This is a genomic window from Streptomyces sp. NPDC060000 (genome assembly GCF_042737375.1).
Lineage (GTDB): Bacteria > Actinomycetota > Actinomycetes > Streptomycetales > Streptomycetaceae > Streptomyces.
Genome location: NZ_JBHWUU010000038.1, coordinates 25,842 through 49,813 on the forward strand (window position 1 = coordinate 25,842; position 23,972 = coordinate 49,813).

The 23,972-nt window shown below is 72.0% G+C and carries 18 protein-coding genes; 2 read left to right on the forward strand and 16 right to left on the reverse strand.

Going from position 1 to position 23,972, the window contains the following annotated elements; genetic code table 11:
* Window positions 1–42: 42 nt before the first annotated feature.
* The 4 genes from ilvN to ACFWBB_RS20890 all read right to left on the reverse strand — a co-directional run bounded on the left by ilvN (window position 43) and on the right by ACFWBB_RS20890 (window position 7,272).
* The gene (gene ilvN / locus ACFWBB_RS20875) at window positions 43–567 is read right to left on the reverse strand and encodes an acetolactate synthase small subunit (protein ID WP_020131429.1); all 525 of its coding nucleotides are present in this window, start codon (window positions 565–567) and stop codon (window positions 43–45) included.
* A gap of 21 nt (window positions 568–588) precedes the next feature.
* Entirely contained in the window at window positions 589–2,466 is a 1,878-nt protein-coding gene (locus ACFWBB_RS20880; protein WP_385274311.1) for an acetolactate synthase large subunit, read from the reverse strand.
* Between the two features lie 273 nt (window positions 2,467–2,739).
* On the reverse strand, window positions 2,740–5,907 hold the full coding sequence (locus tag ACFWBB_RS20885) for a putative bifunctional diguanylate cyclase/phosphodiesterase (protein ID WP_385274314.1): 3,168 nt from the start codon (window positions 5,905–5,907) through the stop codon (window positions 2,740–2,742).
* 411 nt (window positions 5,908–6,318) lie between these two features.
* Window positions 6,319–7,272: a 2-hydroxyacid dehydrogenase gene (locus ACFWBB_RS20890; protein WP_385274317.1), complete on the reverse strand. Its 954-nt coding sequence runs from the start codon at window positions 7,270–7,272 to the stop codon at window positions 6,319–6,321.
* A 76-nt stretch (window positions 7,273–7,348) separates the two neighbouring features.
* Between ACFWBB_RS20890 and ACFWBB_RS20895 the strand changes: the two genes are divergently transcribed.
* Together ACFWBB_RS20895 and ACFWBB_RS20900 are read left to right on the forward strand one after the other, a co-directional pair.
* Window positions 7,349–8,344 carry an aldo/keto reductase gene (locus ACFWBB_RS20895; protein ID WP_385274320.1) on the forward strand — a complete coding sequence of 332 codons (996 nt, stop codon included), beginning with the start codon at window positions 7,349–7,351 and terminating at the stop codon, window positions 8,342–8,344.
* A gap of 170 nt (window positions 8,345–8,514) precedes the next feature.
* Window positions 8,515–9,675 carry a PQQ-dependent sugar dehydrogenase gene (locus tag ACFWBB_RS20900; protein ID WP_385274323.1) on the forward strand — a complete coding sequence of 387 codons (1,161 nt, stop codon included), beginning with the start codon at window positions 8,515–8,517 and terminating at the stop codon, window positions 9,673–9,675.
* A gap of 6 nt (window positions 9,676–9,681) precedes the next feature.
* On the opposite strand, the gene ACFWBB_RS20905 is transcribed toward ACFWBB_RS20900, so the two are convergent.
* From ACFWBB_RS20905 to ACFWBB_RS20960, 12 genes are all read right to left on the reverse strand, one after another.
* Window positions 9,682–9,876: a DUF6191 domain-containing protein gene (locus tag ACFWBB_RS20905; protein WP_385274326.1), complete on the reverse strand. Its 195-nt coding sequence runs from the start codon at window positions 9,874–9,876 to the stop codon at window positions 9,682–9,684.
* 23 nt (window positions 9,877–9,899) lie between these two features.
* The gene (locus ACFWBB_RS20910; RefSeq protein WP_385274329.1) at window positions 9,900–13,028 is read right to left on the reverse strand and encodes an AAA family ATPase; all 3,129 of its coding nucleotides are present in this window, start codon (window positions 13,026–13,028) and stop codon (window positions 9,900–9,902) included.
* 95 nt (window positions 13,029–13,123) lie between these two features.
* Window positions 13,124–13,333, reverse strand: a complete 210-nt coding sequence (locus ACFWBB_RS20915) for a hypothetical protein (protein WP_385274332.1) — start codon at window positions 13,331–13,333, stop codon at window positions 13,124–13,126.
* Window positions 13,334–13,531: 198 nt separating this feature from the next.
* On the reverse strand, window positions 13,532–14,131 hold the full coding sequence (locus tag ACFWBB_RS20920) for a hypothetical protein (RefSeq protein WP_385274335.1): 600 nt from the start codon (window positions 14,129–14,131) through the stop codon (window positions 13,532–13,534).
* A gap of 35 nt (window positions 14,132–14,166) precedes the next feature.
* Window positions 14,167–14,742 carry a GNAT family N-acetyltransferase gene (locus ACFWBB_RS20925; RefSeq protein ID WP_385274338.1) on the reverse strand — a complete coding sequence of 192 codons (576 nt, stop codon included), beginning with the start codon at window positions 14,740–14,742 and terminating at the stop codon, window positions 14,167–14,169.
* Window positions 14,720–16,948, reverse strand: a complete 2,229-nt coding sequence (locus tag ACFWBB_RS20930; protein ID WP_385274341.1) for an MMPL family transporter — start codon at window positions 16,946–16,948, stop codon at window positions 14,720–14,722. Before ACFWBB_RS20930 ends, ACFWBB_RS20925 begins: the two co-directional genes overlap by 23 nt.
* Window positions 16,949–17,156: 208 nt before the next feature.
* The gene (locus ACFWBB_RS20935) at window positions 17,157–17,528 is read right to left on the reverse strand and encodes a hypothetical protein (protein WP_385274438.1); all 372 of its coding nucleotides are present in this window, start codon (window positions 17,526–17,528) and stop codon (window positions 17,157–17,159) included.
* A gap of 268 nt (window positions 17,529–17,796) precedes the next feature.
* On the reverse strand, window positions 17,797–19,311 hold the full coding sequence (gene gatB / locus ACFWBB_RS20940) for an Asp-tRNA(Asn)/Glu-tRNA(Gln) amidotransferase subunit GatB (RefSeq protein WP_385274344.1): 1,515 nt from the start codon (window positions 19,309–19,311) through the stop codon (window positions 17,797–17,799).
* A gap of 15 nt (window positions 19,312–19,326) precedes the next feature.
* Window positions 19,327–19,566, reverse strand: a complete 240-nt coding sequence (locus ACFWBB_RS20945) for a hypothetical protein (protein WP_385274346.1) — start codon at window positions 19,564–19,566, stop codon at window positions 19,327–19,329.
* The gene (gene gatA / locus ACFWBB_RS20950) at window positions 19,563–21,065 is read right to left on the reverse strand and encodes an Asp-tRNA(Asn)/Glu-tRNA(Gln) amidotransferase subunit GatA (protein WP_385274349.1); all 1,503 of its coding nucleotides are present in this window, start codon (window positions 21,063–21,065) and stop codon (window positions 19,563–19,565) included. Before gatA ends, ACFWBB_RS20945 begins: the two co-directional genes overlap by 4 nt.
* 5 nt (window positions 21,066–21,070) lie before the next feature.
* Window positions 21,071–21,367 carry an Asp-tRNA(Asn)/Glu-tRNA(Gln) amidotransferase subunit GatC gene (gatC, locus tag ACFWBB_RS20955; protein ID WP_007384860.1) on the reverse strand — a complete coding sequence of 99 codons (297 nt, stop codon included), beginning with the start codon at window positions 21,365–21,367 and terminating at the stop codon, window positions 21,071–21,073.
* 273 nt (window positions 21,368–21,640) lie between these two features.
* Window positions 21,641–23,920: a putative bifunctional diguanylate cyclase/phosphodiesterase gene (locus tag ACFWBB_RS20960; RefSeq protein WP_385274353.1), complete on the reverse strand. Its 2,280-nt coding sequence runs from the start codon at window positions 23,918–23,920 to the stop codon at window positions 21,641–21,643.
* Window positions 23,921–23,972: the final 52 nt, after the last annotated feature.

Consider the following 23,972-nt stretch of genomic DNA (forward strand, 5'->3'; position numbering starts at 1 on the left):
CCGGCCGCCCGGATACGTTCGTCCCGAAGACCCGTTATGTACTTATGCCGACCGGTCGAGAGCGCGCAGCGACCGGTCCGTGATCGAACGGGCGCCGCGGCCGATGGCGATCGTGCCGGACTGGACCAGCTCCTTGATGCCGTACGGCTCCAGCATCTTGAGCATGGCGGACAGCTTGTCGTTGCTGCCGGTGGCCTCGATGGTCACGGCCTCCGGGGAGACGTCGACGGTCTTGGCGCGGAACAGCTGGACGATCTCGACGATCTGCGAGCGCGTCTCGTTGTCGGCGCGCACCTTCACCAGAACGAGTTCGCGGTGAACGGCCTGTCCCGGCTCCAGCTCGACGATCTTCAGCACCTCGACGAGCTTGTTGAGCTGCTTGGTGACCTGCTCCAGCGGCAGGGCGTCGACACTCACCACGATCGTGATCCGGGAGATGTCGGCGTGCTCGGTGACGCCGACGGCGAGCGAGTCGATGTTGAAGCCCCGGCGGGAGAACAGGGCGGCGATCCGGGCCAGGATGCCCGGCTTGTTCTCCACCAGGACGGAGAGCGTGTGCTTGGACATGTCTTCCTACGTCTCTCTCGCTCAGTCGTCTTCGTTGTCGCCGAAGTCGGGGCGGACGTCCCGGGCGGCCAGGATCTCGTCGTTGGAGGTGCCTGCGGCGACCATCGGCCACACCATCGCATCCTCGTGGACGATGAAGTCGACGACGACGGGGCGGTCGTTGATGGAGTTCGCCTCCTCGATGACCTTGTCGAGGTCGTCCGGGGACTCGCAGCGGATCGCGTAGCAGCCCATGGCCTCCGACAGCTTCACGAAGTCGGGGACGCGGGTGCCGGCGCTGGGCTGCTTGCCCGCGGCGGAGCCACTGTCGGGCGCGGCGGCCTGCGGGCCGCTGTGCAGCACGGTGTTGGAGTAGCGCTGGTTGTAGAACAGGGTCTGCCACTGGCGGACCATTCCGAGGACGCCGTTGTTGATGATGGCGACCTTGATCGGGATGTTGTTCAGCGCGCAGGTGGTGAGTTCCTGGTTGGTCATCTGGAAGCAGCCGTCACCGTCGATGGCCCAGACGGTCTGGCCCGGGGCACCCGCCTTGGCGCCCATCGCGGCCGGGACCGCGTAGCCCATCGTGCCCGCGCCGCCGGAGTTCAGCCAGGTGGCGGGCTTCTCGTACTGGACGAAGTGCGCGGCCCACATCTGGTGCTGGCCGACGCCCGCCGCGAAGATCGTGCCCTCGGGGGCGAGCTGTCCGATGCGCTCGATGACCTGCTGCGGGGAAAGCGAACCGTCGGCGGGCTGGTCGTAGCCGAGCGGGTAGGTGTCGCGCCAGCGGCTCAGGTCCTTCCACCAGGCGGTGTAGTCGCCCCGCTGGCCCTCGCTGTGCTCCTTCTGCACCGCCTGGACCAGATCGGCGATGACCTCACGCGCGTCACCGACGATCGGCACGTCGGCGGTGCGGTTCTTGCCGATCTCCGCCGGGTCGATGTCCGCGTGCACGATCTTGGCGAACGGGGCGAAGCTGTCCAGCTTGCCGGTGACACGGTCGTCGAAGCGGGCGCCGAGGGCGACGATCAGGTCGGCCTTCTGCAGACCGGTGACGGCGGCCACCGAGCCGTGCATACCGGGCATGCCCAGGTGCAGCGGGTGGCTGTCGGGGAACGCGCCCAGCGCCATCAGCGTGGTGGTGACGGGAGCGCCGGTCAGCTCCGCGAGGACCTTAAGTTCGGCGGTGGCGCCGGCCTTGAGGACACCGCCGCCGACATACAGGACCGGCCGCTTGGCGGCGGTGATCAGCTTGGCGGCCTCGCGGATCTGCTTGGCGTGCGGCTTGGTCACCGGGCGGTAGCCGGGCAGGTCCATGATGGGCGGCCAGGAGAACGTGGTCTTCGCCTGGAGGGCGTCCTTGGCGATGTCGACCAGGACCGGGCCGGGCCGGCCGGTGGAGGCGATGTGGAACGCCTGCGCGATGATCCGCGGGATGTCCTCGGCCTTGGTGACCAGGAAGTTGTGCTTGGTGATCGGCATGGTGATGCCGACGATGTCCGCCTCCTGGAAGGCGTCCGTGCCGATCGCCTTCGACGCCACCTGCCCGGTGATCGCCACGAGCGGCACCGAGTCCATGTGGGCGTCGGCGATGGGGGTCACCAGGTTGGTGGCGCCGGGCCCCGAAGTGGCCATGCAGACGCCGACCCTGCCGGTGGCCTGCGCGTATCCGGTGGCCGCGTGGCCCGCGCCCTGTTCGTGCCTGACCAGGACGTGGCGGACCCTCGTCGAGTCCATCAGCGGGTCGTAGGCGGGAAGGATCGCACCGCCGGGAATGCCGAATACCGTGTCGGCGCCGACCTCCTCGAGAGAACGGATGAGGGACTGCGCACCCGTCACGTGCTCGACGGTCGCGGAGTGTCCTCCGGATCGGGGCCGCGGCTGCGGATGGGCCCCGGTGGCCTGCTCGGTCATCGGCATTCTCTTCTCGATACTGAGGGTTTCACTGAGGGTTTCACTGAAGGTCCGGCTGAGGGTCTTACTGGGGTTTTCCCGGGTGTGGCGGGGAGCCGCGCCGGGTTTTGTGCAACAAAAAACCCCTCGTGCCAAAAGGCAAGCGAGGGGAGCGCGCCGGGTGTGGTCGCTGGGAGTTCCGGGTCATCCGGAGCGTCACCAGCTTCAGCCGACGCGCTTTCCAAGTACGAGAATTCGGGTGCGCATGGCATTGACCCTCCCCCCGGCGCGCACCGACTGTCAAGTGGGTGGGACGGGAGTCTCATTATGTGAGCGAAGGGCACTTCCGCTCCCCAGGACGGCGGTGACACCGCCGGCGACGCCACCGGCGTGGACACCACTGGTGTACACCCCCGCGCCACCGCCCGCGAACGCGGGCTCGGCGGGCCCGTGCGGCACCGGATACCGGCCCGTCGCCAGGGCCCGGCGCAGCCGGTACTCGTCGAGCGGCCCGGAGAACGCCATGCCCTGGCCGTGCGTACAGCCCATCGCGCGCAGGGCCACGACCTGCTCGGGCAGATCCACGCCCTCGGCGACGGACTGCAGCCCGAGATCGGTGGCGATCCGCAGCAGCCCGCTGGTGATCTTGTGCAGCCGCGCGGACTCGACGACCCCCTCGACCAGCGAGCGGTCGAGCCGGAGCACGTCGACGGGGAGCCGCCGCAGCGCCGTGAGGGCCGCGTAACCGCTGCCGAAGCCGTCGAGGGCGATCCGCACCCCGAGGCGCCGCAGAGCCGCCAGGCGGCGCTCCAGCTCGTCCAGCGGCACCCTGGGATCGGTTTCGGACAGCTCGACCACCAGCGAGCCCGACGGCAGTCCGTGCCGGGTCAGCAGCGCTTCCACGGAGCCCAGCGGCATCGACCGGTCCAGCAGCCGCCGGGCGCCCACCCGCACGACCACCGGCAGGGTGAGCCCGCTCGCGGCCCGGTCGGCGGCCTGTTCGACGGCCTCCTCCAGCACCCAGCGCCCCAGCGCGGCCGTCTTGTCGCTGTCCTCCGCGACCCGCAGGAACTCGGCCGGCGTGAAGAGCACCCCTTGCGAGGAGCGCCAGCGGGCCTGCGCGGCGACCGACGAGATCCGGCCGTCCTCCAGACGCACCACGGGCTGGTGCAGCAGCGCGAACTCTCCGTCGTGCAGGGCGGCCCGCAGTCGCGTGGCCAGCTCCGCCTTGCGTACGACGTCCTGTTGCATCTGCGGCTTGTACAGCTCGACCCGGCCCTTGCCCCCCGCCTTGGCGCGATACATGGCGAGGTCGGCGTTGCGCAGCAGCTCGCCGGCGCCCAGACCGGGTTCCGCGAAGGCGACACCGATGGACGCGGCGACGCGGACCTCGTTGCCGTCGATGAGATACGGCTGCGACAGCGTGAGCCTGAGGCGGTCGGCGAGTTCCACTATGTGGCGTTCCCGGGCGGCGCGGTCGCGCGTGCCGTCGCCGACGATCAGGGCCGCGAACTCGTCGCCGCCCAGTCGGGAGGCGGTGTCGGACTTGCGGACCGCGTCCTGGAGCCGGCGGGCGGCCTGGACCAGCAGCGCGTCCCCGGCCGCGTGGCCGATCGTGTCGTTGACCGCTTTGAAGCCGTCGAGGTCGATGAAGAGGACCGCCGTGTTGCGCAGCGCGGGGCCCCGGTCGGAGCTGCGACGGCCGGACAGGGCCTGCTGGACGCGGCGGGTGAACAGGGCACGGTTGGGCAGGTCGGTGAGCGGGTCGTGCTCGGCGTTGTGCTGGAGCTGTGCCTGCAGCCGCACCCGCTCGGTCACGTCCCGGCTGTTGAAGATCAGGCCGCCGTGATGGCGGTTGACGGTCGACTCCACGTTGAGCCAGCCTCCCCCACTCCCGGTTTCTCCCCCAGCCTCCGGCCGGGAGGTGCCCCCATCGCCGGAGCGGAAGCGGCACTCGATGCGCGTGGTGGGCTCCTCCTGGGGGCTGGCGGCGAGGAAGCGGCGCACCTCGTGCACCACGCAGCCCAGGTCCTCGGGGTGGATGAGGTCCGCCAGTTCGGAGCCCACCAGGTCCTCGGCGGACCGCCCGTAGACCCCGGCGGCGGCCGGGGACACGTAGCGCAGGACGCCGCTGGGCGCGGCGATCATGATGACGTCGCTGGAGCCCTGTACCAGGGAGCGGAAGTGGTTCTCCTTCTGCGCCAGTTCCTGGGTGAGGGTGATGTTGTCGAGCAGCATGATCCCCTGGCGCACCACCAGGGCGAGCACGACCGTGCCCCCGGTCAGCAGGACCACGCGGTCGACGCTGCGGCCGTTGAGGACGTTGTAGAGGATCCCCAGGGTGCAGACGGCGGCGGCGAGATAGGGCGTGAGCGCGGCCAGGGAGCCCGTGATGGGCCGGGTGACCGGATACCGGCCCTGGTCGCCTCCTTGGGAAGGGGGCTGGGCGGACGCCTCGGCGGGCACCTGAGCGGGCGCCTGGTCGGGCCGCTGCGCGGATGCCTGCGCGGGCGGTGTGGCCGCCGGGCGGGCAGGCCCGTGGGGGCGTCCTCCGGAGCGCTGGCCCGGTACGTGTTCGTGCACCACACGCGTGTGCCCTCCATCCGCGGCGGACCTCTGCCTGCGGGAGGCGGCCCAGGGCGCGTACGCCAGGAGCAGCGAGCCCGCGAACCAGCCCGCGTCGAGGAGCTGGCCCGAGTGGTAGTTGTTGTGCAGCAGCGGCGAGGTGAACAGGGCGTCGCACATCACGGTCAGCGCGAGCGCGCCGACAGCCGTGTTGACCGCCGTGCGGTTCACCGGCGTGCGCCGGAAGTGCAGCACCAGCACCATGCTCACCAGGGCGATGTCGAGCAGCGGGTACGCCAGCGACAGCGCGGCGTGCGCCACGCTCGGCCCGTCGAACTTCGCCGCCTGGGCGAGCGCGAGACTCCAGGAGAGGGTGAGCAGCGAGCCGGCGATCAGCCAGGCGTCCAGGGCCAGGCAGACCCAGCCCGCCTTCGTCATGGGGCGGGCGGCGAGCACGAGCAGCCCCACGATGGCGGGGGGCGCGAAGCACAGGAAGAACAGGTCGGCGAAGCTGGGGCTGGGCACGGGCCGCCCCAGGACCACCTCGTACCACCCCCAGACCAGGTTGCCGAGGGCCGCCATCGCCGACGAGAGCGAGAACAGCAGCCAGGCGGGTCGAAAGCGGACGCGCCGGCTGCGCGCGTAGAGGAAGCAGGACACGGCGGCGATGCCCGCAGCCGCGGTCAGCCCGAAGTCGCCCATGATCAGCGCCAGTCGGTCCGAGCCCCAGCCGAGTGCGGAGCCGACGGCGTATCCCGCGCACAGGAGTGCGAGCACCAGTTGGTGGACCAGGTTCGATCCGGGGCCGCCCGCGGACGGCGGCGCGATGCGCGGCGTCCCCTTCAGCGGCTGCGTCCGCAGCGCACCGTCGAGGAGGGTCGTGGAACTCGGCGGGGAACTCACCGGATCCTCCCGGTCCGCGTCACTCCCGGCTGCCTCGGATGCCGGGCCGCCGGTGGCGCGTGCTTCCCGCGGCCGCCGCACCTGTGACGGTGAGCGCCGTGGTGGGCGCCGTGACCCGGTCGGCGCGCGGCCGAGCGCCAGGGTCGCCGCCGACGGTTCCGCCGCGTCGGATCGTTCGTCCATAGGCCGTGCATCGCCCGTCGCCCCCCTCACAAGTCTGCAATGTCCATCCCTGGCGCCGAACGTGCGCGGCGCAGCCCCTGTCGGGACGATACACCAGTCTCGTCACTCAGGGACATAGTTCCTCTACGCTGCGTGACGATCATCGGCATATGCGCCCGGACGAGGTACGGAACGCATCCGGAGGACTGCGGAGGGTGTCCGGATTGGACTACCGGACCGCCCCGGCCGTCACGATCCGTTCACCGCGCCCGTCGTGAGGATCACGTTGCGCAGTGGCTCCCGGTTCACGAAGCGGCCCAACTGGTCCACCAGCAGGCGCACGGCCCGGGGCAGGAAGGCGGAGGTCGGCCCACCGACGTGCGGGCTGACGAGGACGCCGGGCGCGCTCCACAACGGGTGCCCCGGGGGCAGGGGTTCGGGGTCGGTGACATCCAGCGCCGCGGTGAGACGGCCGCCGCCCACCGCGGCGAGCAGCGCCCTGGTGTCGACGACCGCGCCGCGGGCCACGTTCACGAGCAGCGCGCCGTCCTTCATCCGGGCCAGGAAACCTGCGTCGACCAGGCCGGTCGTGCTCTCGTTCAGGGGCGTGCAGAGGATCACGACGTCCGCCTCGGGGAGCAGGGCGGGAAGTTCGGCGATCGGATGCACGGGACCGCGCGCCGTCGTGCGCCAGGAGCGCGCGACGCGCGCCACCCGCGCCACCTCGAAGGGCACGAGCCGGTCCTCGACGGCGGAGCCGATGGAGCCGTACCCGACGATGAGCACGTTCTTGTCGGCGAGCGCCGGCCGGAACCCGCTGAGCCACTCCCCCCGGTCCTGGGCCCGCACGAAGTCGGGGATCCCGCGCAGCGACGCGAGGATCAGGGTGAGCGTGAGCTCTGCCGTGCTCGCCTCGTGCACCCCACGCGCGTTGCACAGCCGCACTCCCGGTCGCAGGGACGCGAGGGCCGGCTCCACGTGGTCGATGCCCGCGGACAGGGTCTGGACGACCTCCAGTGAGCTCATGGCCGGCAGCGGCCGCTGCCCGAGGGCGGCGGGCTTCATGTAGGGGACGACGTAGAAGGCGCAGTCGGCCGGGTCCGCCGGAAAGTCCTCCGCACCGTTCCAGAAGCGGTAGTTCGGCCCCTGGGGGAGACCCTCGATCTCTTCCGGCGGGATGGGCAGCCAGACGTCAGCACTCATGGTCAGGAGGCTATGTCAGGCACGCGCGCGTGCAGAGGCTAGGTTGGGGGGTCGTAAGAGGAAGGGTCACGAGCAGGTGGAGCGCAGGACGATCGGCGCGGGGGCGCTCGAGGTGGGAGCCGTCGGTCTCGGGTGCATGCCGATGACCTGGGCGTACAGCGGGTCGCGGCAGCGGGGCGACGAGTCGCTCAGGGCGGTGCACCGGGCGCTGGACGCGGGTTCGTCCCTGCTGGACACCGCCGACATGTACGGCCCGTTCACCAACGAGCTGCTGGTGGGACGGGCGTTGAAGGAGCGGCGCGGGGACGCGTTCGTGTCGACGAAGGTCGGCCTGCTCGTCGGCGAGCAGCACATCGTGGCCAACGGCCGGCCCGGTTATGTGAAGCGGGCCTGCGACGCCTCGCTCCGCCGTCTCCAGACGGACGTCATCGACCTCTACCAGCTGCACCGGGCCGATCCCGAGGTCCCGGTCGAGGAGACCTGGGGCGCGATGGCCGAACTCGTCCGGGCGGGCAAGGTGCGGGCGCTGGGGCTGTGCGCGGTGGGGGCCCGGGGTGGCCGCCGGTCCGGTGGCCTGTACGACGGAACGATTCGTCAGTTGCGTCGCGTCCAGCAGGTCTTCCCCGTGAGCGCCGTGGAGGCGGAGCTGTCGGTGTGGTCGCCCGAGGCGCTGGACACCCTGCTGCCGTGGTGCGAGTCGCGCGGCGTCGGCTTCCTGGCGGCGATGCCGCTCGGCAACGGCTTCCTCACCGGCACACTGACCCCCGGCCAGGGCTTCGAGCCGGACGACATGCGCGCCCGGCACCCCCGCTTCACCGCCGAGATGATGGCCGCGAACCAGCCGATCGTCGCCGGTCTGCGCCGGGTCGCCGCCCGGCACGGCGGGACCGTGACGGCCGCGCAGGTGGCCCTGGCCTGGGTGCTGGCACAGGGCCGGCACGTGGTCCCGGTCCCGGGTGCCAAGCAGCAGCGCTGGGTGACGGAGAACGCGGCGGCGTCCGGCCTGCGTCTGACGGCACGGGACCTTACGGAGGTCACGGAGCTGCCGGGGGCCCAGGGATCGTGGGAGTAGTGCCGCGGGGATGGTGGGGGTAGTGCCGCGGGGATCGGGGGAACAGTGCCGCAGGGACCCTGGGAGCAGTACCGCTTTCGGGTCACGACGGCCCGGATCGGGAACCCGTGAGGCGTGAGCGACGTAGGACAGGTGTAGCCCGCCGCGGGAACCGCCGTGCCGAAGGGACCATGATCGTGCAACGTCGAGCTGTTTCAGCCGTGTTGGCCGCGAGTGTTCTGCTGGTGACCGCCGGCTGCTCCTCCGACGGCGGGGGGTCGCCCCGCGCCTCCGCCGACGCGTCCCCGAGCCGTACGGCGGCGCAGACCTCCCCGGCCGCCGAGGAGACCCCGCCCGCGAAGGGCACGGTGAAGGTGGTGCGCACGGTCGCCGAGGGCCTGAACACGCCCTGGGGCCTCGCTCCCCTTCCGGAAGGGGGCCTCCTGGTCGCCTCCCGCGACGAGGGGACGATCACTCGGGTGGACGAGAAGACGGGCGGCAAGACCGACCTGGGCGAGGTGCCGGGGGTCTCGGCGGCCGGCGAGGGCGGCCTGCTGGGCCTCGCGCTCTCCCCCGACTACGCCTCGGACCGCATGGTCTACGCGTACTTCACCTCGGCCTCGGACAACCGCGTCGTCCGCATGATCTACGACCCCGCGCGGCCCGCCGGCGACCAGCTGGGGGCGCCCGACACGGTCTTCAGGGGCATCCCGAAAGGCATGATCCACAACGGTGGCCGGATCGCCTTCGGCCCCGACCGGATGCTCTACGTGGGCACGGGCGAGAGCGGTGACCGGGGTCTTGCCCAGGACAAGAAGTCCCTGGGCGGCAAGATCCTCCGCCTGACCCCCGAGGGCGAACCGGCCGCCGGCAACCCGTTCCCGGACTCCGCGGTGTACTCGTACGGCCATCGCAATGTGCAGGGGCTGGCCTGGGATGCCGAGCAACGCCTGTTCGCCTCGGAGTTCGGCCAGGACACCTGGGACGAGCTGAACGCGATCGAGCCGGGCGCCGACTACGGCTGGCCGACGGCCGAGGGCAGGTCCACGGACTCGAAGTTCCGCGATCCGGTGGCCCAGTGGCACACCGACGACGCCTCCCCCAGCGGCATCGCCTACGCCAAGGGCTCGATCTGGATGGCGGGGCTGAAAGGGCAGCGCCTGTGGCGCGTCCCGCTGAAGGGCACGGCGGCCTCGGCGGACCCGCAGGCCTTCCTCGATGGCGAGTACGGCCGGCTGCGCACGGTCGTGTCGGCGGGCGGCGACAAGCTGTGGGTCACGACCAGCAACACGGACGGCCGGGGCGACCCGAAGAAGGGGGACGACCGGATCCTGGAGCTGGAGGTGAGCTGAGCGGCGTCAGGCGCCCTCCGCCGCCTCTGCCTCCGCCTCGGCGTCGGACGGCCGCACCACGACCTTCCCGGACGCGAGGTCTATCGGCCCGCGCCCGGGATCACCGTCGCCGACGTCCTCCCGGGTCAGTTCCAGCCGGTTCTGCTCGTCCCGGGTGTGCTTGCGGCCCGGCGCGAAGAGATCCTCGAAGGCGTTGAACATGCGTTCTCCCTTGTGGCCCGACCTCATTGTCGCGCGATCAGCCGCTCTTCGGCCCCCGGCGGGAACAGCCCCAGACGGTGGGCGACCGCCGCCGCCTCGCCGCGGCCCGAGACGTCGAGCTTGGACAGGATGTTCGAGACGTGGACGCTCGCCGTCTTCGGGGAGATGAACAGCACCTCGGCGATCTGGCGGTTGGTGCGGCCGGCGCAGACCAGCCGCAGGACGTCGCGCTCCCGGCCGGTCAGGCCCAGCGTCGCCAGGGGGTCGGTGGGGTCGGCCGGTACGGCCGCCGGGCCCGCGGCGGGGGCCAGGGACAGACGGGCGCGCCGGCCGAGAAGGGTGACGGCCTCGGTGAGGGGACGGGCGCCGAGGTGGGCGGCGACCGCGCGGACGAGGCGGAGGAGCTCGGCGGCCCGCTCGCGTTCGTCGTCGCCGCCGAGGGAGAGGAGCGCCTCGGCCAGGCGGTGGCGGGTGCGGGCGAGGTCGTAGGGACGTTCCAGACACTCGAAGGCCGCGACCACCTCGGACCAGTCGTCCGGGTCGGTCCGGCCCTCGGCGCGCAGGAGTTCGGCGCGGACCCAGCGTTCGTGGGCCTGCCAGACGGGGGCGATCGTGGCGAGCTTCCGGGCGGCCGCCCGGATCCGGTCGAGGAGATCGGCGCGGCCCGGGTCGGCGGCGGGCAGTGCGCGGGCGTCGCCCTCGGCGGAGGCCGCGGCGAGCAGCAGCGGCCAGGCGTAGCGCTGGGTGCCGGGCTGGAAGTCGCGGTCGAGGGCGCGGGCGAAGTGGGCGCGGGCGTCCAGGGGGCGGCCCTGGGCCGCGGCGAGTCCGATGGCGAGACGGGTGACGGGAAGGTGGTTCTGCGGTGCGTGTTCGTGGGAACCGAAGAAGCCCTGCGCCGCGGCCAGTTGGCGGTCGGCCTCGGTGAGGTCGCCGCGGGTGAGGGCGAGTTCGGCGAGGAGGGTGGCGTGCCAGCCCCGGACCGCCACGCCCCGGCCCACCCGTCCGGCGGCGGCGCAGGCCCGGCCGGCCTCGTCCCAGCGGCCGAGGGAGAGCAGGGACTCGGCGAGGTTGCCCCACACCCAGGCCTCGGTGTCGGGCGGCCCGTGCCGCTTGGCGAAGGCGAGCCCCTCCTCCAGGATCGGGACGGCCTCCCGGGAGCGGCCGACCGCCTCCAGTTCGGAGGGGAGGTTGACGTAGGCGTTCAGCGCGACGGAGGGGGTGCCCTCGGCGAGCGCCCGTTCTCTGACCTCGCGCAGTTCCGCGAGTCCGGCCTCGATGTGGCCGGCGTCGACCATGAGGACGCCTAGGACCTGGCGGGCGTCGAGTTCGGTCTCTCGGGCGCCGACCATGCGGGCGTACTCCACGGCCCGCTCGGCGGCCCCGTAGGCGTCGGGGCCCGGCACATGGACCAGGGACCAGCAGGCGATGTGGGTGAGCACCTCGGCGTGCACCTCGTTGGGCGGCAGACCGCGCAGCAGTTCCTGCGCGGTGGCCAGTTCCTCTCGGCCGCTGCCCCGGCCCAGGGAGTGCGTCAGCCGGGAGCGCTGCATCCAGAACCAGGCGGCGCGCTGGGGGTCCCCCCGGCTCGAACGCAGTTGAGAGCCAGGGGGAGGATCGTCCTCGTCCTGCAGCAGGCGCAGCGCCCGTTTGGTGATCTTCAGTGCGCGTTCGCGTTCCCCGCAGTAGCGGCCGGCGACGGCGGCCTCGGCCATCAGGTCGAGGTAGCGCAGCGGAGCGGTGGCCGGATCGCAGCCGCTGGGGGTCCCCCCACGCCGTTCAGGCAGTGGAGGAGGGTAGGCCTCCGTGTAGTCGACGGGGCGCAGTGCCGCCCTGACGTCCTCGGGCACGGCCTCCCACAGCTCCATCGCCCTTTCCAGGAGCCGCAGTTGTTCGCTGTAGGCGTGCCGGGAGCGGGCTTCGACGGAGGCGTCCAGTACGGCGGGGAGGGCCTTCGCCGGGTCGTGGGCGTGGTACCAGTAACTGGCCAGCCGCATGACCCGTTCGTCGGCGGGGACCAGGCTCGGGTCGGCCTGGAGGGCCTCGGCGTAGCGGCGGTTGAGGCGGGAGCGTTCGCCGGGCAGCAGGTCGTCGCTCACGGCCTCGCGGACCAGGGAGTGGCGGAAGCGGTAGCCGTCGCCGTCGGGGGTGGCGAGCAGGATGTTGGCGCCGACGGCGGCGCGCAGGGCCTCGATGAGGTCGTCCTCGGCGAGCCGGGCGACGGCGTCGAGCAGCCGGTACTCGACGGTGGAGCCGCCCTCGGCGACGATCCGGGCGACCTTCTGGGTGCTCTCGGGCAGCGCCTCGACGCGGACGAGCAGCAGGTCGCGCAGGGTGTCGGTGAGGCCGGTGCAGCAGCCCTCGTGGGCCGCCACGGCGAGTTCCTCGACGAAGAAGGCGTTGCCGTCGGAGCGTTCGAAGATGTCGTCGACCTGGGCGGCGTCGGGTTCGGCGGCGAGGATGCCGGCGATCTGGCGGCAGACCTCGTCGCGGGTGAAGCGGGCCAGTTCCAGGCGCCGGACGGTGCGCAGCCGGTCGAGTTCGGCGAGCAGCGGGCGCAGCGGGTGACGGCGGTGGATGTCGTCGGCGCGGTAGGTGGCGAGGACGACGAGCCGGCCGGTGCGCAGGGTGCGCAGCAGGTACGACAGGAGGTGGCGGGTGGAGGCGTCGGCCCAGTGCAGGTCCTCCAGGACGACCACGACCGTGCGCTCCGCGGCGACCCGCTCCAGGAGCCGGGCGGTGAGTTCGAAGAGGCGGGCCATGCCCTCCTCGTCGTGGCGTCGTCCGGGGGCGGTCTCCCGCAGTTCGGGCAGCAGCCGGGCGAGTTCCTCCTCCTGGCCGGCCGCGGCGGCGGCCACTTCGTCCGGCAGGGCTCGGCGCAGGGCGCGCAGGGCGGTGGAGAACGGGGCGAAGGGCAGTCCGTCGGCGCCGATCTCGACACAGCCGCCGAGTGCGACGACGGCGCCCCGGCGGCCGGCGGCCGCGGCGAACTCCTCGACGAGCCTGGTCTTGCCGACCCCGGCCTCGCCGCCGATGAGCAGCGCCTGTGGCTCTCCCGCGGCGGCACGGGAGAGCGCCTCGTTCAGGGTGCCCGACTCGTCGGCGCGTCCGACGAACACGGGGCTGACGGACCTGGTCTCCACGGAGGCGAGCATCGCACGCGGGTGCGCCGACGGCACAGCGGATATCTCCCCGGTCCTTGCGGGAGGGCGGCCGACCCCCGTGCGGCCGCCCTCCCCCGCCCCCGCGCTCACGCCGGCCGGGCGAACCGGAACCGGCGGAGGAGGCGGGTATGCGACTCGCTGCCGGCGCCGCCTTCCGACCGTTCGGCGGTGGCGCGTTCGGCGGCCTCGCGACGGGCGGCACGGCGGCCGCGGACGGCCTCGCGGGCCTGTCGCTCGCCATCGGCCCGGCGGCGCAGTTCGGCGGAACGGGCCTGCTGGAGCTCGTACTCGTACATGGTGTGTCCCCTGGGAGATCGGTTGTTCCGGCTTCGCTCGTTGCGATGCCACAACCTTCGTCTCCCAGGGGGGTCCGCCACATCGGGAGAGTTCCGCATCTTCGGGGGCCGTGGGGGCCTTAGACATGCCTGAGGGGCCTTAGGGACGGCCGTAAGTGGCTCACGGTCGCCTAAGACCCCTCGTTGACCTGCGGGTACTCAGCTCGCGGACGGCAGTCCGAGCAGAGCGTCGGTGTACTTGAGCACGGCCAGGAGCAGGCCGATGACGCCGATCGCGACGCCGGCCCAGGAGACGGACTTGATCCACGGGGCCTGCGGCCTGCCGGGAGCGCCGAAGGCGGGCCGGGCCAGGACGACCACTCCGATGACCAGCGCGGCCAGCGCGAACAGGCCGGCCCACAGCGCGGTGGTCTGCCAGGCGTCGCCGTAGACCTCCTTGATCTGGGTGGCGACGCCGGCGCTCGACGAGGTCTGGAGCTGGCCGACCAACGTCTCGCGGGCCGCCGCGACGGTACCGATCCAGCCGCCGGTCAGCGACACCACGCCGAGCGCGACGGAGACCACGGCGCCGGCGCCCTGGCCGACACCGGTGGAACCTTCCGTCCGGCCGACGCCCTCCTCGGCGAGGACCTCGTCACCGTCCTCGGTGTCGTCGTCGACGGAGTCGTCGACGGAATCCGCCTGCGTCCCGGTCGCTTCGTCCGGCGCCCCGGTCTTCGTGACGTCCACCTTCTCCTCGTCGCGCTTCGGCTCGGTACCGGATTCCGCGCCGGCCTCGTCCACAGTCTTGGTTCCCATACCTCGCACCGTACGGACGCTCTCTGAGAGGTCCCTTAATGATCGTTGTGAGCGCCGCGCGCGCGTGCGTCGCGCCACTCCTGGGCCAGCACGGACCACACCTCGAGGTCGTGCCGCACCCCACGATAGGGGTACGACTGCCGACGCACGCCGTCGCAGGTCATCCCCAGCCGCCGGGCGACGTTCAGACTGGGGGTGTTCCCCGCGGAGGCGATCCACTCGACCCGCTGGATCCCGCGCTGCTCCACGGCGAAGTCGATCAGCACCCGCATGGCCCGGGTGACCAGACCGCGCCCGGTGCCGGCGGGTTCGAGCCAGCAGCCGACCTCGCAGTTCGCGTCCTCGGCGTCGAAGTTCAGGAAGAGCACGCCGCCCACGAGCCTGCCGTCGACCCACAGGCCGTGCAGTGAACCGGTGTCGGCGGCGCGCATGTCGGCGTATCTCTGCAGCGCCTCCCGCGCGGTGGTCACGTCGGTGGCCTTCGAGCCGAAGGGGACGTACTGGTTGATGAACTCCCTGCCCCGCTCCAGATGCGCCAGGAACTCCTCGGCGTGCCAGGGCTCCAGTGGGCGCAGCTCGGCTCCGTCGTCACCCAGCGATATCGCGTACATCCGGCCGCCGCTCCTTCTCCAGTGCCTCCACTACCCGGGTGAGCCTCTCATGGGCGGCACGGCACTCGGGCGGCTCGATGCTGATCCGCGGCAGGTGCCGGTCGAGCCGGCGGGGCAGCCACCAGTTGGCGCTGCCGAGCAGGTGCATGAGGGCGGGCACGAGCAGTGTGCGCAGGACGAAGGCGTCCAGGGCGACGGCGGCGGCGAGGGCGATGCCGAACATGGCGATCACCCGGTCGCCGCTGAGGACGAAGGCGAGGAAGACCGAGATCATGATGACCGCGGCGGAGTTGATCACCCGGCTGGTCTCGGCGAGCCCCACCCGGACGGCGCGCCGGTTGTCGCCGGTCTCCAGCCACTCCTCGTACATGCGGCTGACCAGGAAGACCTGGTAGTCCATGGAGAGGCCGAACAGCACCGACACCATGATCACGGGGAGGAAGGGTTCGATGGGCCCCGCGCGGCCGAGCCCCAGCGGCTCGCTGCCCCAGCCCCACTGGAACACGGCCACGACGATCCCGAAGGCGGCGGCGACGGCGGCCACGTTCATCACGGCGGCCTTGAGCGGTATGCCGACGGACCTGAACGCGAGCAGGAGCAGCAGACAGCCCAGGCCGATGACGACGCCGACGAACAGCGGGAGCTTGCCGACGATGACGTCCGCGAAGTCGTCGTAGCCGGCCGTCACTCCGCCGACGTGCACATCGAGGGAGGTACCGGCCTCGGCGCGGGGCAGCACCTCGGTGCGCAGCCGGTCGACGAGTTCACTGGTCCGCTGCGACTGCGGGGCGGACTCCGGTACGACGGTGAGGTAGGCGGTGCGGCCACCGGAGCCGAAGGTCACCGGGGTCACCGAGGCCACGCCTTCGGTGATGCGCAGGGTGGCGTCGAGGTTGTCGAGGGCGAGCCGGTCCTCGCCGCCCTCTACGCGCGTCACCAGGGTCAGCGGACCGTTGACGCCGGCCCCGAATCCCTCGGCGAGGAGGTCGTAGGCCTGGCGGGTGGTGGCCGGCTTCGGGCCGTTGCCCTGGTCGGAGCTGCCCAGGCGGAGGGAGAAGGCGGGCAGGGCGAGAACGGCGATGACGACGAGGGCGAGCGCGCCGAGCAGCTTGGGGTGGCGCTCCACGAACGCCGACCAGCGCGCGGCGAACCCGGTCGGCAGTTCCGGCTGGGGGCCGTGTTCGGCGAGCCGCCGGCGTTCGCGGCGGCTGAGGGCGCGCATGCCGATGAAGGACAGCAGGCCGGGCAGCAGGGTCACGGACGCGGCGACGGTGAGGACCACGGTCAGGGAGGCGGCGATCGCCACGCCGTTGAGGAAGCCGAGCCGCAGGATCAGCATGCCGAGCAGGGCCATGCACACCGTGGCGCCGGCGAAGACGACCGCGCGTCCGGTGGTGGCGACGGCGTTGGTGGCGGCCTCGGTGACCGTGAGCCCCCGTTTCAGTCCGCGCCGGTGCCGGGTGACGATGAACAGCGCGTAGTCGATCCCGACGCCGAGCCCGATGAGCAGGCCGAGCATGGGCGCGAAGTCGGCGACGGTCATGGCGTGCCCGAGCAGCACGATGCCGGCGTACGCGGTGCCGACGCCGACCAGGGCGGTGGCGACGGGCAGGGCCGAGGCGGCGAGCGAGCCGAACGCGAGGAACAGCACGACCGCCGCGACGACCACGCCGACGACCTCGGCGAGATGCCCGCCGGAGGACTCGTTGAGCCCGATCGCGGTGCCGCCCAACTCGACCTGGAGCCCGTCGGTCCGGACGGCTCCCGCCGCGTCGACGACGGCCTGCGCCTCGCCCCTGCCGACGTCCTCGGCACGGTTCTCGAAGGTCACGGTGGCGTACGCGGTGTGCCCGTCCCTGCTGATCCGCGACCGACCCCGGCCGTCGTAGGGGCCGGCCACGGAGGCCACGCCCGGCAGCTCGGCGATCCTGTCCAGCGCGCCGTTCATGGTCTGTTCGACGTCGGCGGCGCGGACGGAGCCCGAGGTGGTGTGCCAGACGACGGTGTCGCTGTCCCCGCCGAGGTCCGGGAACCCCTCCATGAGCAGCCGGGCGGCGCGGCCGGACTCGGTGCCGGGGACCTCGTAGTCGTTGGAGTACGCGGAGCCGACGGTGAGCGCGGCGGTGGCGGTGCCGCCGAGAGCGAGGAGCCAGATCAGGACCGCCATGAGGCGGTTGTGAACACACCAGCGTGCGAGGGCTGCCACTTGACGTGCTCCCGGAGGACGAATTGTGGATCTTTGACCGGGAACAGTCGTGCCTGAACTGAACAGCCCGCAAAGAACGTATGAGCGATGCGAGGTCACTCTTCCAGGCGAATTTGATCGTTTGCCGCGTTCGTGGGGCTTTTCACAGGAGTGGGAGGTAGATCACAGGACAGTAACGGCCGCTGTGTCAGGCCTCCTCTGGCCCGTGTCAGTCCGCCTGGTCGCCGATCGCCATCACCATCACCCCGGCGATCAGCAGCCACAGCGCGCGACGGGTACGGCCGCGGGAGCCGAGAAGGGCGGCGAGGGCGCAGACCGCGGCGCCGAGGGCGTAGGCCGCCGGGACGAGGGCGGGGGCCGAGCCGGTGAGGCGCATGAGGGACGCCGCGAGTCCGGCGAGGGTGAGCAGCGCTCCGGTGCCGGTCGCCGTCCAACGGGCCCGCCGGGCGTCCTCGGTCCCATGCTCCTCGTCGGGGCCGGCGTCCGCGTCCTCGGTGTCGGCGTCCTTGTCGGCCGTGTCGGCGTCCGTGTCGGCCGTGTCGGCGTCCCTGTCCTCGGGGCCGGCGTCCGCGTCCTCGATGTCGGCGTCCGTGTCGACCGGTTCGGCCGCGTCCGCGGCCACGGTCGTTCCGGTCGTCCGGGGCGTTCCGGTCGCTCCGGGCGTCCAGAGCGTTCCGGTCGTTCGCGTTGTTCCGGCGCGCGGGCCGTCGTGTATGTCGTCCTGCGGGTCGGAGTCGGTTCGTGCCCTCATGGCGGGCGAGCGTAGCGCGTCGGGCTGAGAAGAGAGACGCCCAGGGGGGAATGCGCCGGTGCGACGCATTCCCCCCTGGGCCGGGAGAACCTCGAGCTCAGCCCTCGCTGACGCCCAGCTTCTCCAGGATCAGCTCCTTGACGCGGGCCGCGTCGGCCTGTCCGCGCGTGGCCTTCATCACGGCGCCCACCAGGGCACCGGCCGCGGCCACCTTGCCGCCGCGGATCTTGTCGGCGATGCCCGGGTTGCCGGCGATGGCCTCCTCGACGGCGGTGGTGAGCGCGCCCTCGTCGGAGACGACCTTCAGACCGCGCTTCTCGACGACCTCGTCCGGGGTGCCCTCGCCCGCGAGGACGCCCTCGATGACCTGACGGGCCAGCTTGTCGTTCAGATCGCCCTTGTTCACCAGCTCGGTGACCCGGGCGACCTGCTCCGGCGTGATGGCCAGCTCGTCGAGCGGGGTGCCCGACTCGTTGGCGCTGCGGGCCAGTTCGCCCATCCACCACTTGCGGGCGGAGGCCGCGTCGGCGCCGGCGTCGATGGAGGCGACGATCAGGTCCAGCGCACCGGCGTTGGTGATCGACTGCATGTCGGCGGCGGAGATGCCCCACTCGGCGAGCAGCCGGTTGCGGCGGGCCAGCGGCAGCTCCGGCAGACCGCCCCGGATTTCCTCGACCCACTCGCGGGACGGGGCGATCGGCACCAGGTCGGGCTCCGGGAAGTACCGGTAGTCCTCGGCCTCCTCCTTCACGCGGCCCGAGGTCGTCGACCCGGTGTCCTCGTGGAAGTGGCGGGTCTCCTGGATGATCGTGCCGCCGCCGTTCAGCACGGCGGCGTGCCGCTGGATCTCGAAACGGGCCGCGCGCTCCACGGACCGCAGCGAGTTCACGTTCTTCGTCTCGGAACGGGTGCCGAACTTCTCGCGGCCGTGCGGGCGCAGCGACAGGTTCACGTCGCAGCGCATCTGGCCCATCTCCATCCGGGCCTCGGAGACGCCGAGCGCCTTGATGAGTTCGCGCAGCTCACGGACGTACGCCCGCGCGACCTCCGGGGCGCGCTCGCCGGCTCCCTCGATCGGCTTGGTGACGATCTCGATGAGCGGGATGCCGGCGCGGTTGTAGTCCAGCAGGGAGTGGGACGCGCCGTGGATACGGCCGGTGGCGCCGCCGACGTGCGTCGACTTGCCGGTGTCCTCCTCCATGTGGGCGCGCTCGATCTGCACGCGGAAGGTCTCGCCGTCCTCCAGCTGTACGTCGAGGTAGCCGTTGAAGGCGATCGGCTCGTCGTACTGGGAGGTCTGGAAGTTCTTCGGCATGTCCGGATAGAAGTAGTTCTTCCGGGCGAAGCGGCACCACTCGGCGATCTCGCAGTTCAGCGCGAGACCGATCTTGATCGCCGACTCGATGCCGATCGCGTTGACGACCGGAAGCGCGCCGGGCATGCCGAGGCAGGTGGGGCAGGTCTGCGAGTTGGGCTCGGCGCCCAGCTCGGTCGAACAGCCGCAGAACATCTTCGTCCTGGTGCCGAGTTCGACATGGACCTCGAGGCCCATGACGGGGTCGTACGACGCCAGCGCGTCCTCGTACGACACCAGGTCGGTCGTGGTGGTCACGGTGAAACTTCCCTCTCAGCCCAGCAGGACGTCGTCGTCGCCCAGCCGCTTCAGCTCGCGGTAGAGGATGGCGAGGCCGGTGACGATGGCGACGGCGGACACGGTGGCGTCGATCAGGACCAGGGTGTCCTTCTCGACGCGGGCCTTCTTGAGCCGCTTGGCGACGCCGAACGCGCCGAACGCGGTTCCGGCGATGGACAGGTACGTACCGGACTTGGACTTCTTGAAGCCCTTGGCCTTGTTCAGTGCGCTCACAGCGACGGAGCCTCCTCGAGAAGCGGGTGCCCCCACCTTTCCACGAAGGCGGCCTCTACGGCGGCGCCGACCTTGTACAGCCGGTCGTCCTTCAGCGCCGGGGCGATGATCTGCAGGCCGACCGGGAGGTTGTCCTCCGGGGCGAGACCGCAGGGCAGCGACATGGCCGCGTTGCCCGCGAGGTTGGTCGGGATGGTGCACAGGTCGGCCAGGTACATCGCCATCGGGTCGTCGGCGCGCTCGCCGATCGCGAAGGCGGTGGTCGGCGTCGTGGGCGACACGATCACGTCGACCTGCTCGAAGGCCTTCTCGAAGTCCCGCGTGATGAGCGTGCGGACCTTCTGGGCCGAGCCGTAGTAGGCGTCGTAGTAGCCGGAGCTCAGCGCGTAGGTGCCGAGCATGATGCGGCGCTTGACCTCGGGGCCGAAGCCCGCCTCACGGGTGAGGGAGGTGACCTCCTCGGCCGAGTGGCTGCCGTCGTCGCCGGTACGCAGGCCGTAGCGCAGACCGTCGAATCGGGCGAGATTGGACGAGCACTCGGACGGCGCGATCAGGTAGTACGCCGACAGCGCGAGGTCGAAGGACGGGCAGTCCAGCTCGACGATCTCGGCGCCCAGTTCCTTCAGCAGGGCGACGGACTCGTCGAACCGCTGGATGACGCCGGCCTGGTAGCCCTCGCCGCGGAACTGCTTCACGACGCCGACGCGCATGCCCTCGACGCTGCCGTTGCGGGCCGCCTCGACGACCGGCGGGACGGGCGCGTCGATGGACGTCGAGTCCAGCGGGTCGTGCCCGGCGATGACCTCGTGCAGCAGCGCGGCGTCCAGGACCGTACGGGCGCAGGGGCCGCCCTGGTCGAGGGAGGACGAGAAGGCGACCATGCCGTACCGCGAGACCGCGCCGTACGTCGGCTTCACGCCTACCGTGCCGGTGACGGAGGCCGGCTGGCGGATGGAGCCGCCGGTGTCGGTGCCGATGGCGAGGGGCGCCTGGAAGGAGGCGAGCGCGGCGGAGGAACCGCCGCCGGAACCGCCGGGGATCTTGGTGAGGTCCCAGGGGTTGCCGGTCGGCCCGTAGGCGCTGTTCTCGGTGGACGACCCCATGGCGAACTCGTCCATGTTGGTCTTGCCGAGGATGACGACGTCGGCGGCCTTCAGCCGCTTGGTGAGCGTCGCGTCGTACGGCGGGATCCAGCCCTCGAGGATCTTCGAACCGACGGTCGTCGGGATGCCCTCGGTGGTGAAGATGTCCTTGAGCGCGAGCGGGACGCCGGCCAGCGGGCCGAGCTTCTCGCCCCGCTCCCGCTTCTCGTCGACGGCGCGCGCCTGCGCGAGGGCACCCTCGCGGTCGACGTGCAGGAAGGCGTGGACCTTCTCGTCGACGGCCTCGATGCGCGCCAGGTGCGCCTCGGTGACCTGGACGGCCGTGAGCTCGCCGGAGGCGATCTTCGTGGCGGTCTCGGCGGCCGTGAGCTTGATGATGTTGACGTTGTCCGTCATGGCGGTTAGTCCTCCCCCAGGATCTGCGGCACCTTGAAACGCTGCTGCTCCTGGGCCGGGGCGCCGGAGAGCGCCTGCTCGGGGGTGAGCGACGGACGGACCTCGTCCGCCCGCATGACGTTCGTCAGCGGGAGCGGGTGCGAGGTCGGCGGTACGTCTTGGTCGGCGACCTCGCTGACGCGGGCGACCGCGCCGATGATGTCGTCCAGCTGTCCCGCGAAGTGTTCGAGCTCCTCGGGCTTCAGCTCCAGACGCGCCAGCCGGGCGAGGTGGGCGACCTCCTCGCGCGTGATGCCAGGCATGCAGCGTTCCTCTGGGGTGGAGTGAATGTGTGGTTGGGGCCTAGGTCCTGTCGTCGCTTTCCCGTCGTCCGCCCGAAGGGCGGGCTCCGCGGCGTCCGGTGCGTGCGATCGCAAGGCGCCGGAGCGTCCTCGTGGCGGAGCCACGTGGACGATTCGGCAACGCGGCGAGCGTGCGTGCCAGGCGTCGCGGGGCAGGCGGGAATGTGACGACAGGCCCTAATCCTATGGGGCGGGGCGGCATGTCCGTGAAACGCGCTGCAACCGGCGGGCGGGCTACTCGTCGGACGCCGCCGCCGGGAGGGCCGCCGCGGGGCGTTGCCAGCCGCGTGAGCCGCGGGCCCGTAGCCAGGCGGTCGTCTCCTCCGGGGGCATCGCCGCGGCCACCAGCCAGCCCTGGACGGCGTCGCAGCCCAGGTCGCGCAGGCGTTCCCAGGTCTCGTCGTCCTCGACGCCCTCGGCGACGACCAGGAGGCCCAGGGAATGCGCGAGGTCGACCGTGCAGCGCACGATCTCCGCGTCCTCGGTGTCGACGGCCAGCCGGGCCACGAAGGAGCGGTCGATCTTCAGCTCGCTCACCGGCAGCCGGCGCAGGTGCACCAGGGAGGAGTAGCCCGTTCCGAAGTCGTCCAGCGACATCTTCACGCCGTGCCCGGTCAGACCGTTGAGGGTGTCGGCGGCGCGCTGCGGGTCCTCCAGGAGGACGTGTTCCGTTATCTCCAGTTGGAGCGCTCCCGCGGGCACTCCGTGCCGGGCCAGCCGGGCCGCGACGGAGCCGGCGAAGCCCGGGGTGTGGACGTCGCGGGGGGAGACGTTGACCGCGACCGGCACGTACAGGCCCTGGGCCCGCCATCGCGCGACCTGGGCGAGCGCCGTCTCCAGCACGTAGTCCGTCAGGTGGGGCATCAGCCCGGACGACTCGGCGATCGCTATGAACTCGTCCGGCGGTACCCTCCCGCGCTCCGGGTGCACCCAGCGGACCAGCGCCTCCAGCCCGGCCACCTGCCCGTCGAAGCGGACCTTCGGCTGGTAGTGCAGCTGCACCTCGTGCGCGTCGAGCGCCCGACGCAGGTCGCCCAGCAGTCCGAGCCGGTCCGGGGTGTTGGAGTCGCGCTTGGACTCGTACACCTCCACGCCCGTACGGTCCCGCTTGGCCTGGTACATCGCCACGTCCGCCCGGCGCAGCATGCCCTCCGCGTCGAGGGCGTGGTCGGGGAAGACGGCGACGCCGGCGCTGGCCTCCAGGACGAGGGTGAGCCCGTCGAGGTCGAGCGGCGAGCTGAGGTAGGCGACCAGTCCGCGGGCGACCCGTGAGGCCGACGTGGTGGAGTCGGCGACGGGCAGTAAGACGGCGAACTCGTCCCCGCCGAGCCGCGCGACCTCCGCCCCGCGCGGCAGGGCGAGCCGCAGCCGCTCGGCTATCTGGAGCAGCAGCCGGTCACCGGCGAGATGACCGAGGGTGTCGTTGACCGAACGGAACCGGTCGAGGTCGATCACCATCAGGGCGGCGCGGGCGCCGATGCGCTCGGCGTCGTCCAGGGCGGTCCAGATGCGCTCCAGGAGCCACTGACGGTTGGGCAGCCCGGTCAGCGGGTCGCGCAGTTGCTCCTCGGCGCGGGCGCGGGCCATCCACAGGGTGGAGTCGAGGGCTATGAGCGGGATGGCGAAGAGAGGCAGCAGGATCGGCTTGGCCACGGCCACCACACAGACCAGTGGGGCGATGCCCAGCAGGGCGACCGCGACCAGGCCCTGTCTGACCAGGGCCGTACGGGCGACGGTCGGCAGTCCCCCGGCGCGAGGGGCGTGCAGGTACCAGAGCAGGACGCGGGTGACGGCGAGATAGGCGACGGCCACCAGGACCACCTGGGGACCGGTGTAGACCGTCCAGCTGTCCGGGGTCCAGGGACGCTCCACGGACGGTATCCGTCCGCAGGCGGCCAGCAGCAGGGCGCCGGCCCCGATGCCGAGGATGTCCACCGCGCCGTGCAGGACGCCCTGCCGCCAGCGGTGGCGGCGGGCTATGCCGACCAGGACGACGACGGTGAGGCTGACCAGACCGGCCGGCACCCAGCCGTACAGCAGCAGGACGGCGAGGGTGAGGGCGGCGCCGGAGCCGGTGCCGCCCCACCAGCGGGCGCGGCCGAGCAGGACCAGGTGACCGACGATGACGCCGGCCAGGACGGCCAGGGCCCAGCCGGCCGTGCCGGACGGGAAGAGCGCGTGGTGGCCGGTGAAGGCGCGGTAGAAGCCGGCGCCGAGGGCGAAGGCGGCCGCGGAGACGACCGAGGCGGGCAGGGCGGGCCAGGTCGGGTGCCGGTCGGCTTCGGTGTCGGGCAGCCCCGGATGCGGCCCGGAGGAGACGCGGGTGGCCAGGGCGGAACGCGGCGCGCTGTGGGGCGCGGCGGGGGGCGCACCGTGGGGCGCGTTGTGCGGCTGGTAGGCCTCCGCGCCCGGCTGTCGCTCCGAGCGCTCCGTCCACCAGCTTCCCCACCAGACGCCGGCGACCCGGCGTCGGCGCAGCCGTGCGTCCGGGGCGGCGCTCTCGGTCGGTTCCATTCCCGTCCCTCTCACAGCCGGCGGTGCCCACGCCACGCGGCCCGTTGCCCGA

What these genes read in the sequence shown, in the direction of transcription:
- ACFWBB_RS20900 (WP_385274323.1), top strand. Translation starts at nt 8,515, where the DNA reads ATGATCGTGCAACGTCGAGCTGTTTCAGCCGTGTTGGCCGCGAGTGTT.
- ACFWBB_RS20960 (WP_385274353.1), bottom strand. Translation starts at nt 23,920, where the DNA reads ATGGAACCGACCGAGAGCGCCGCCCCGGACGCACGGCTGCGCCGACGC.
- ACFWBB_RS20915 (WP_385274332.1), bottom strand. Translation starts at nt 13,333, where the DNA reads ATGTACGAGTACGAGCTCCAGCAGGCCCGTTCCGCCGAACTGCGCCGC.
- ACFWBB_RS20910 (WP_385274329.1), bottom strand. Translation starts at nt 13,028, where the DNA reads ATGCTCGCCTCCGTGGAGACCAGGTCCGTCAGCCCCGTGTTCGTCGGA.
- ACFWBB_RS20925 (WP_385274338.1), bottom strand. Translation starts at nt 14,742, where the DNA reads ATGTACGCGATATCGCTGGGTGACGACGGAGCCGAGCTGCGCCCACTG.
- ACFWBB_RS20880 (WP_385274311.1), bottom strand. Translation starts at nt 2,466, where the DNA reads ATGCCGATGACCGAGCAGGCCACCGGGGCCCATCCGCAGCCGCGGCCC.
- ACFWBB_RS20890 (WP_385274317.1), bottom strand. Translation starts at nt 7,272, where the DNA reads ATGAGTGCTGACGTCTGGCTGCCCATCCCGCCGGAAGAGATCGAGGGT.
- gatC (WP_007384860.1), bottom strand. Translation starts at nt 21,367, where the DNA reads ATGCCTGGCATCACGCGCGAGGAGGTCGCCCACCTCGCCCGGCTGGCG.
- ilvN (WP_020131429.1), bottom strand. Translation starts at nt 567, where the DNA reads ATGTCCAAGCACACGCTCTCCGTCCTGGTGGAGAACAAGCCGGGCATC.
- gatA (WP_385274349.1), bottom strand. Translation starts at nt 21,065, where the DNA reads ATGACGGACAACGTCAACATCATCAAGCTCACGGCCGCCGAGACCGCC.
- ACFWBB_RS20905 (WP_385274326.1), bottom strand. Translation starts at nt 9,876, where the DNA reads ATGTTCAACGCCTTCGAGGATCTCTTCGCGCCGGGCCGCAAGCACACC.
- ACFWBB_RS20920 (WP_385274335.1), bottom strand. Translation starts at nt 14,131, where the DNA reads ATGGGAACCAAGACTGTGGACGAGGCCGGCGCGGAATCCGGTACCGAG.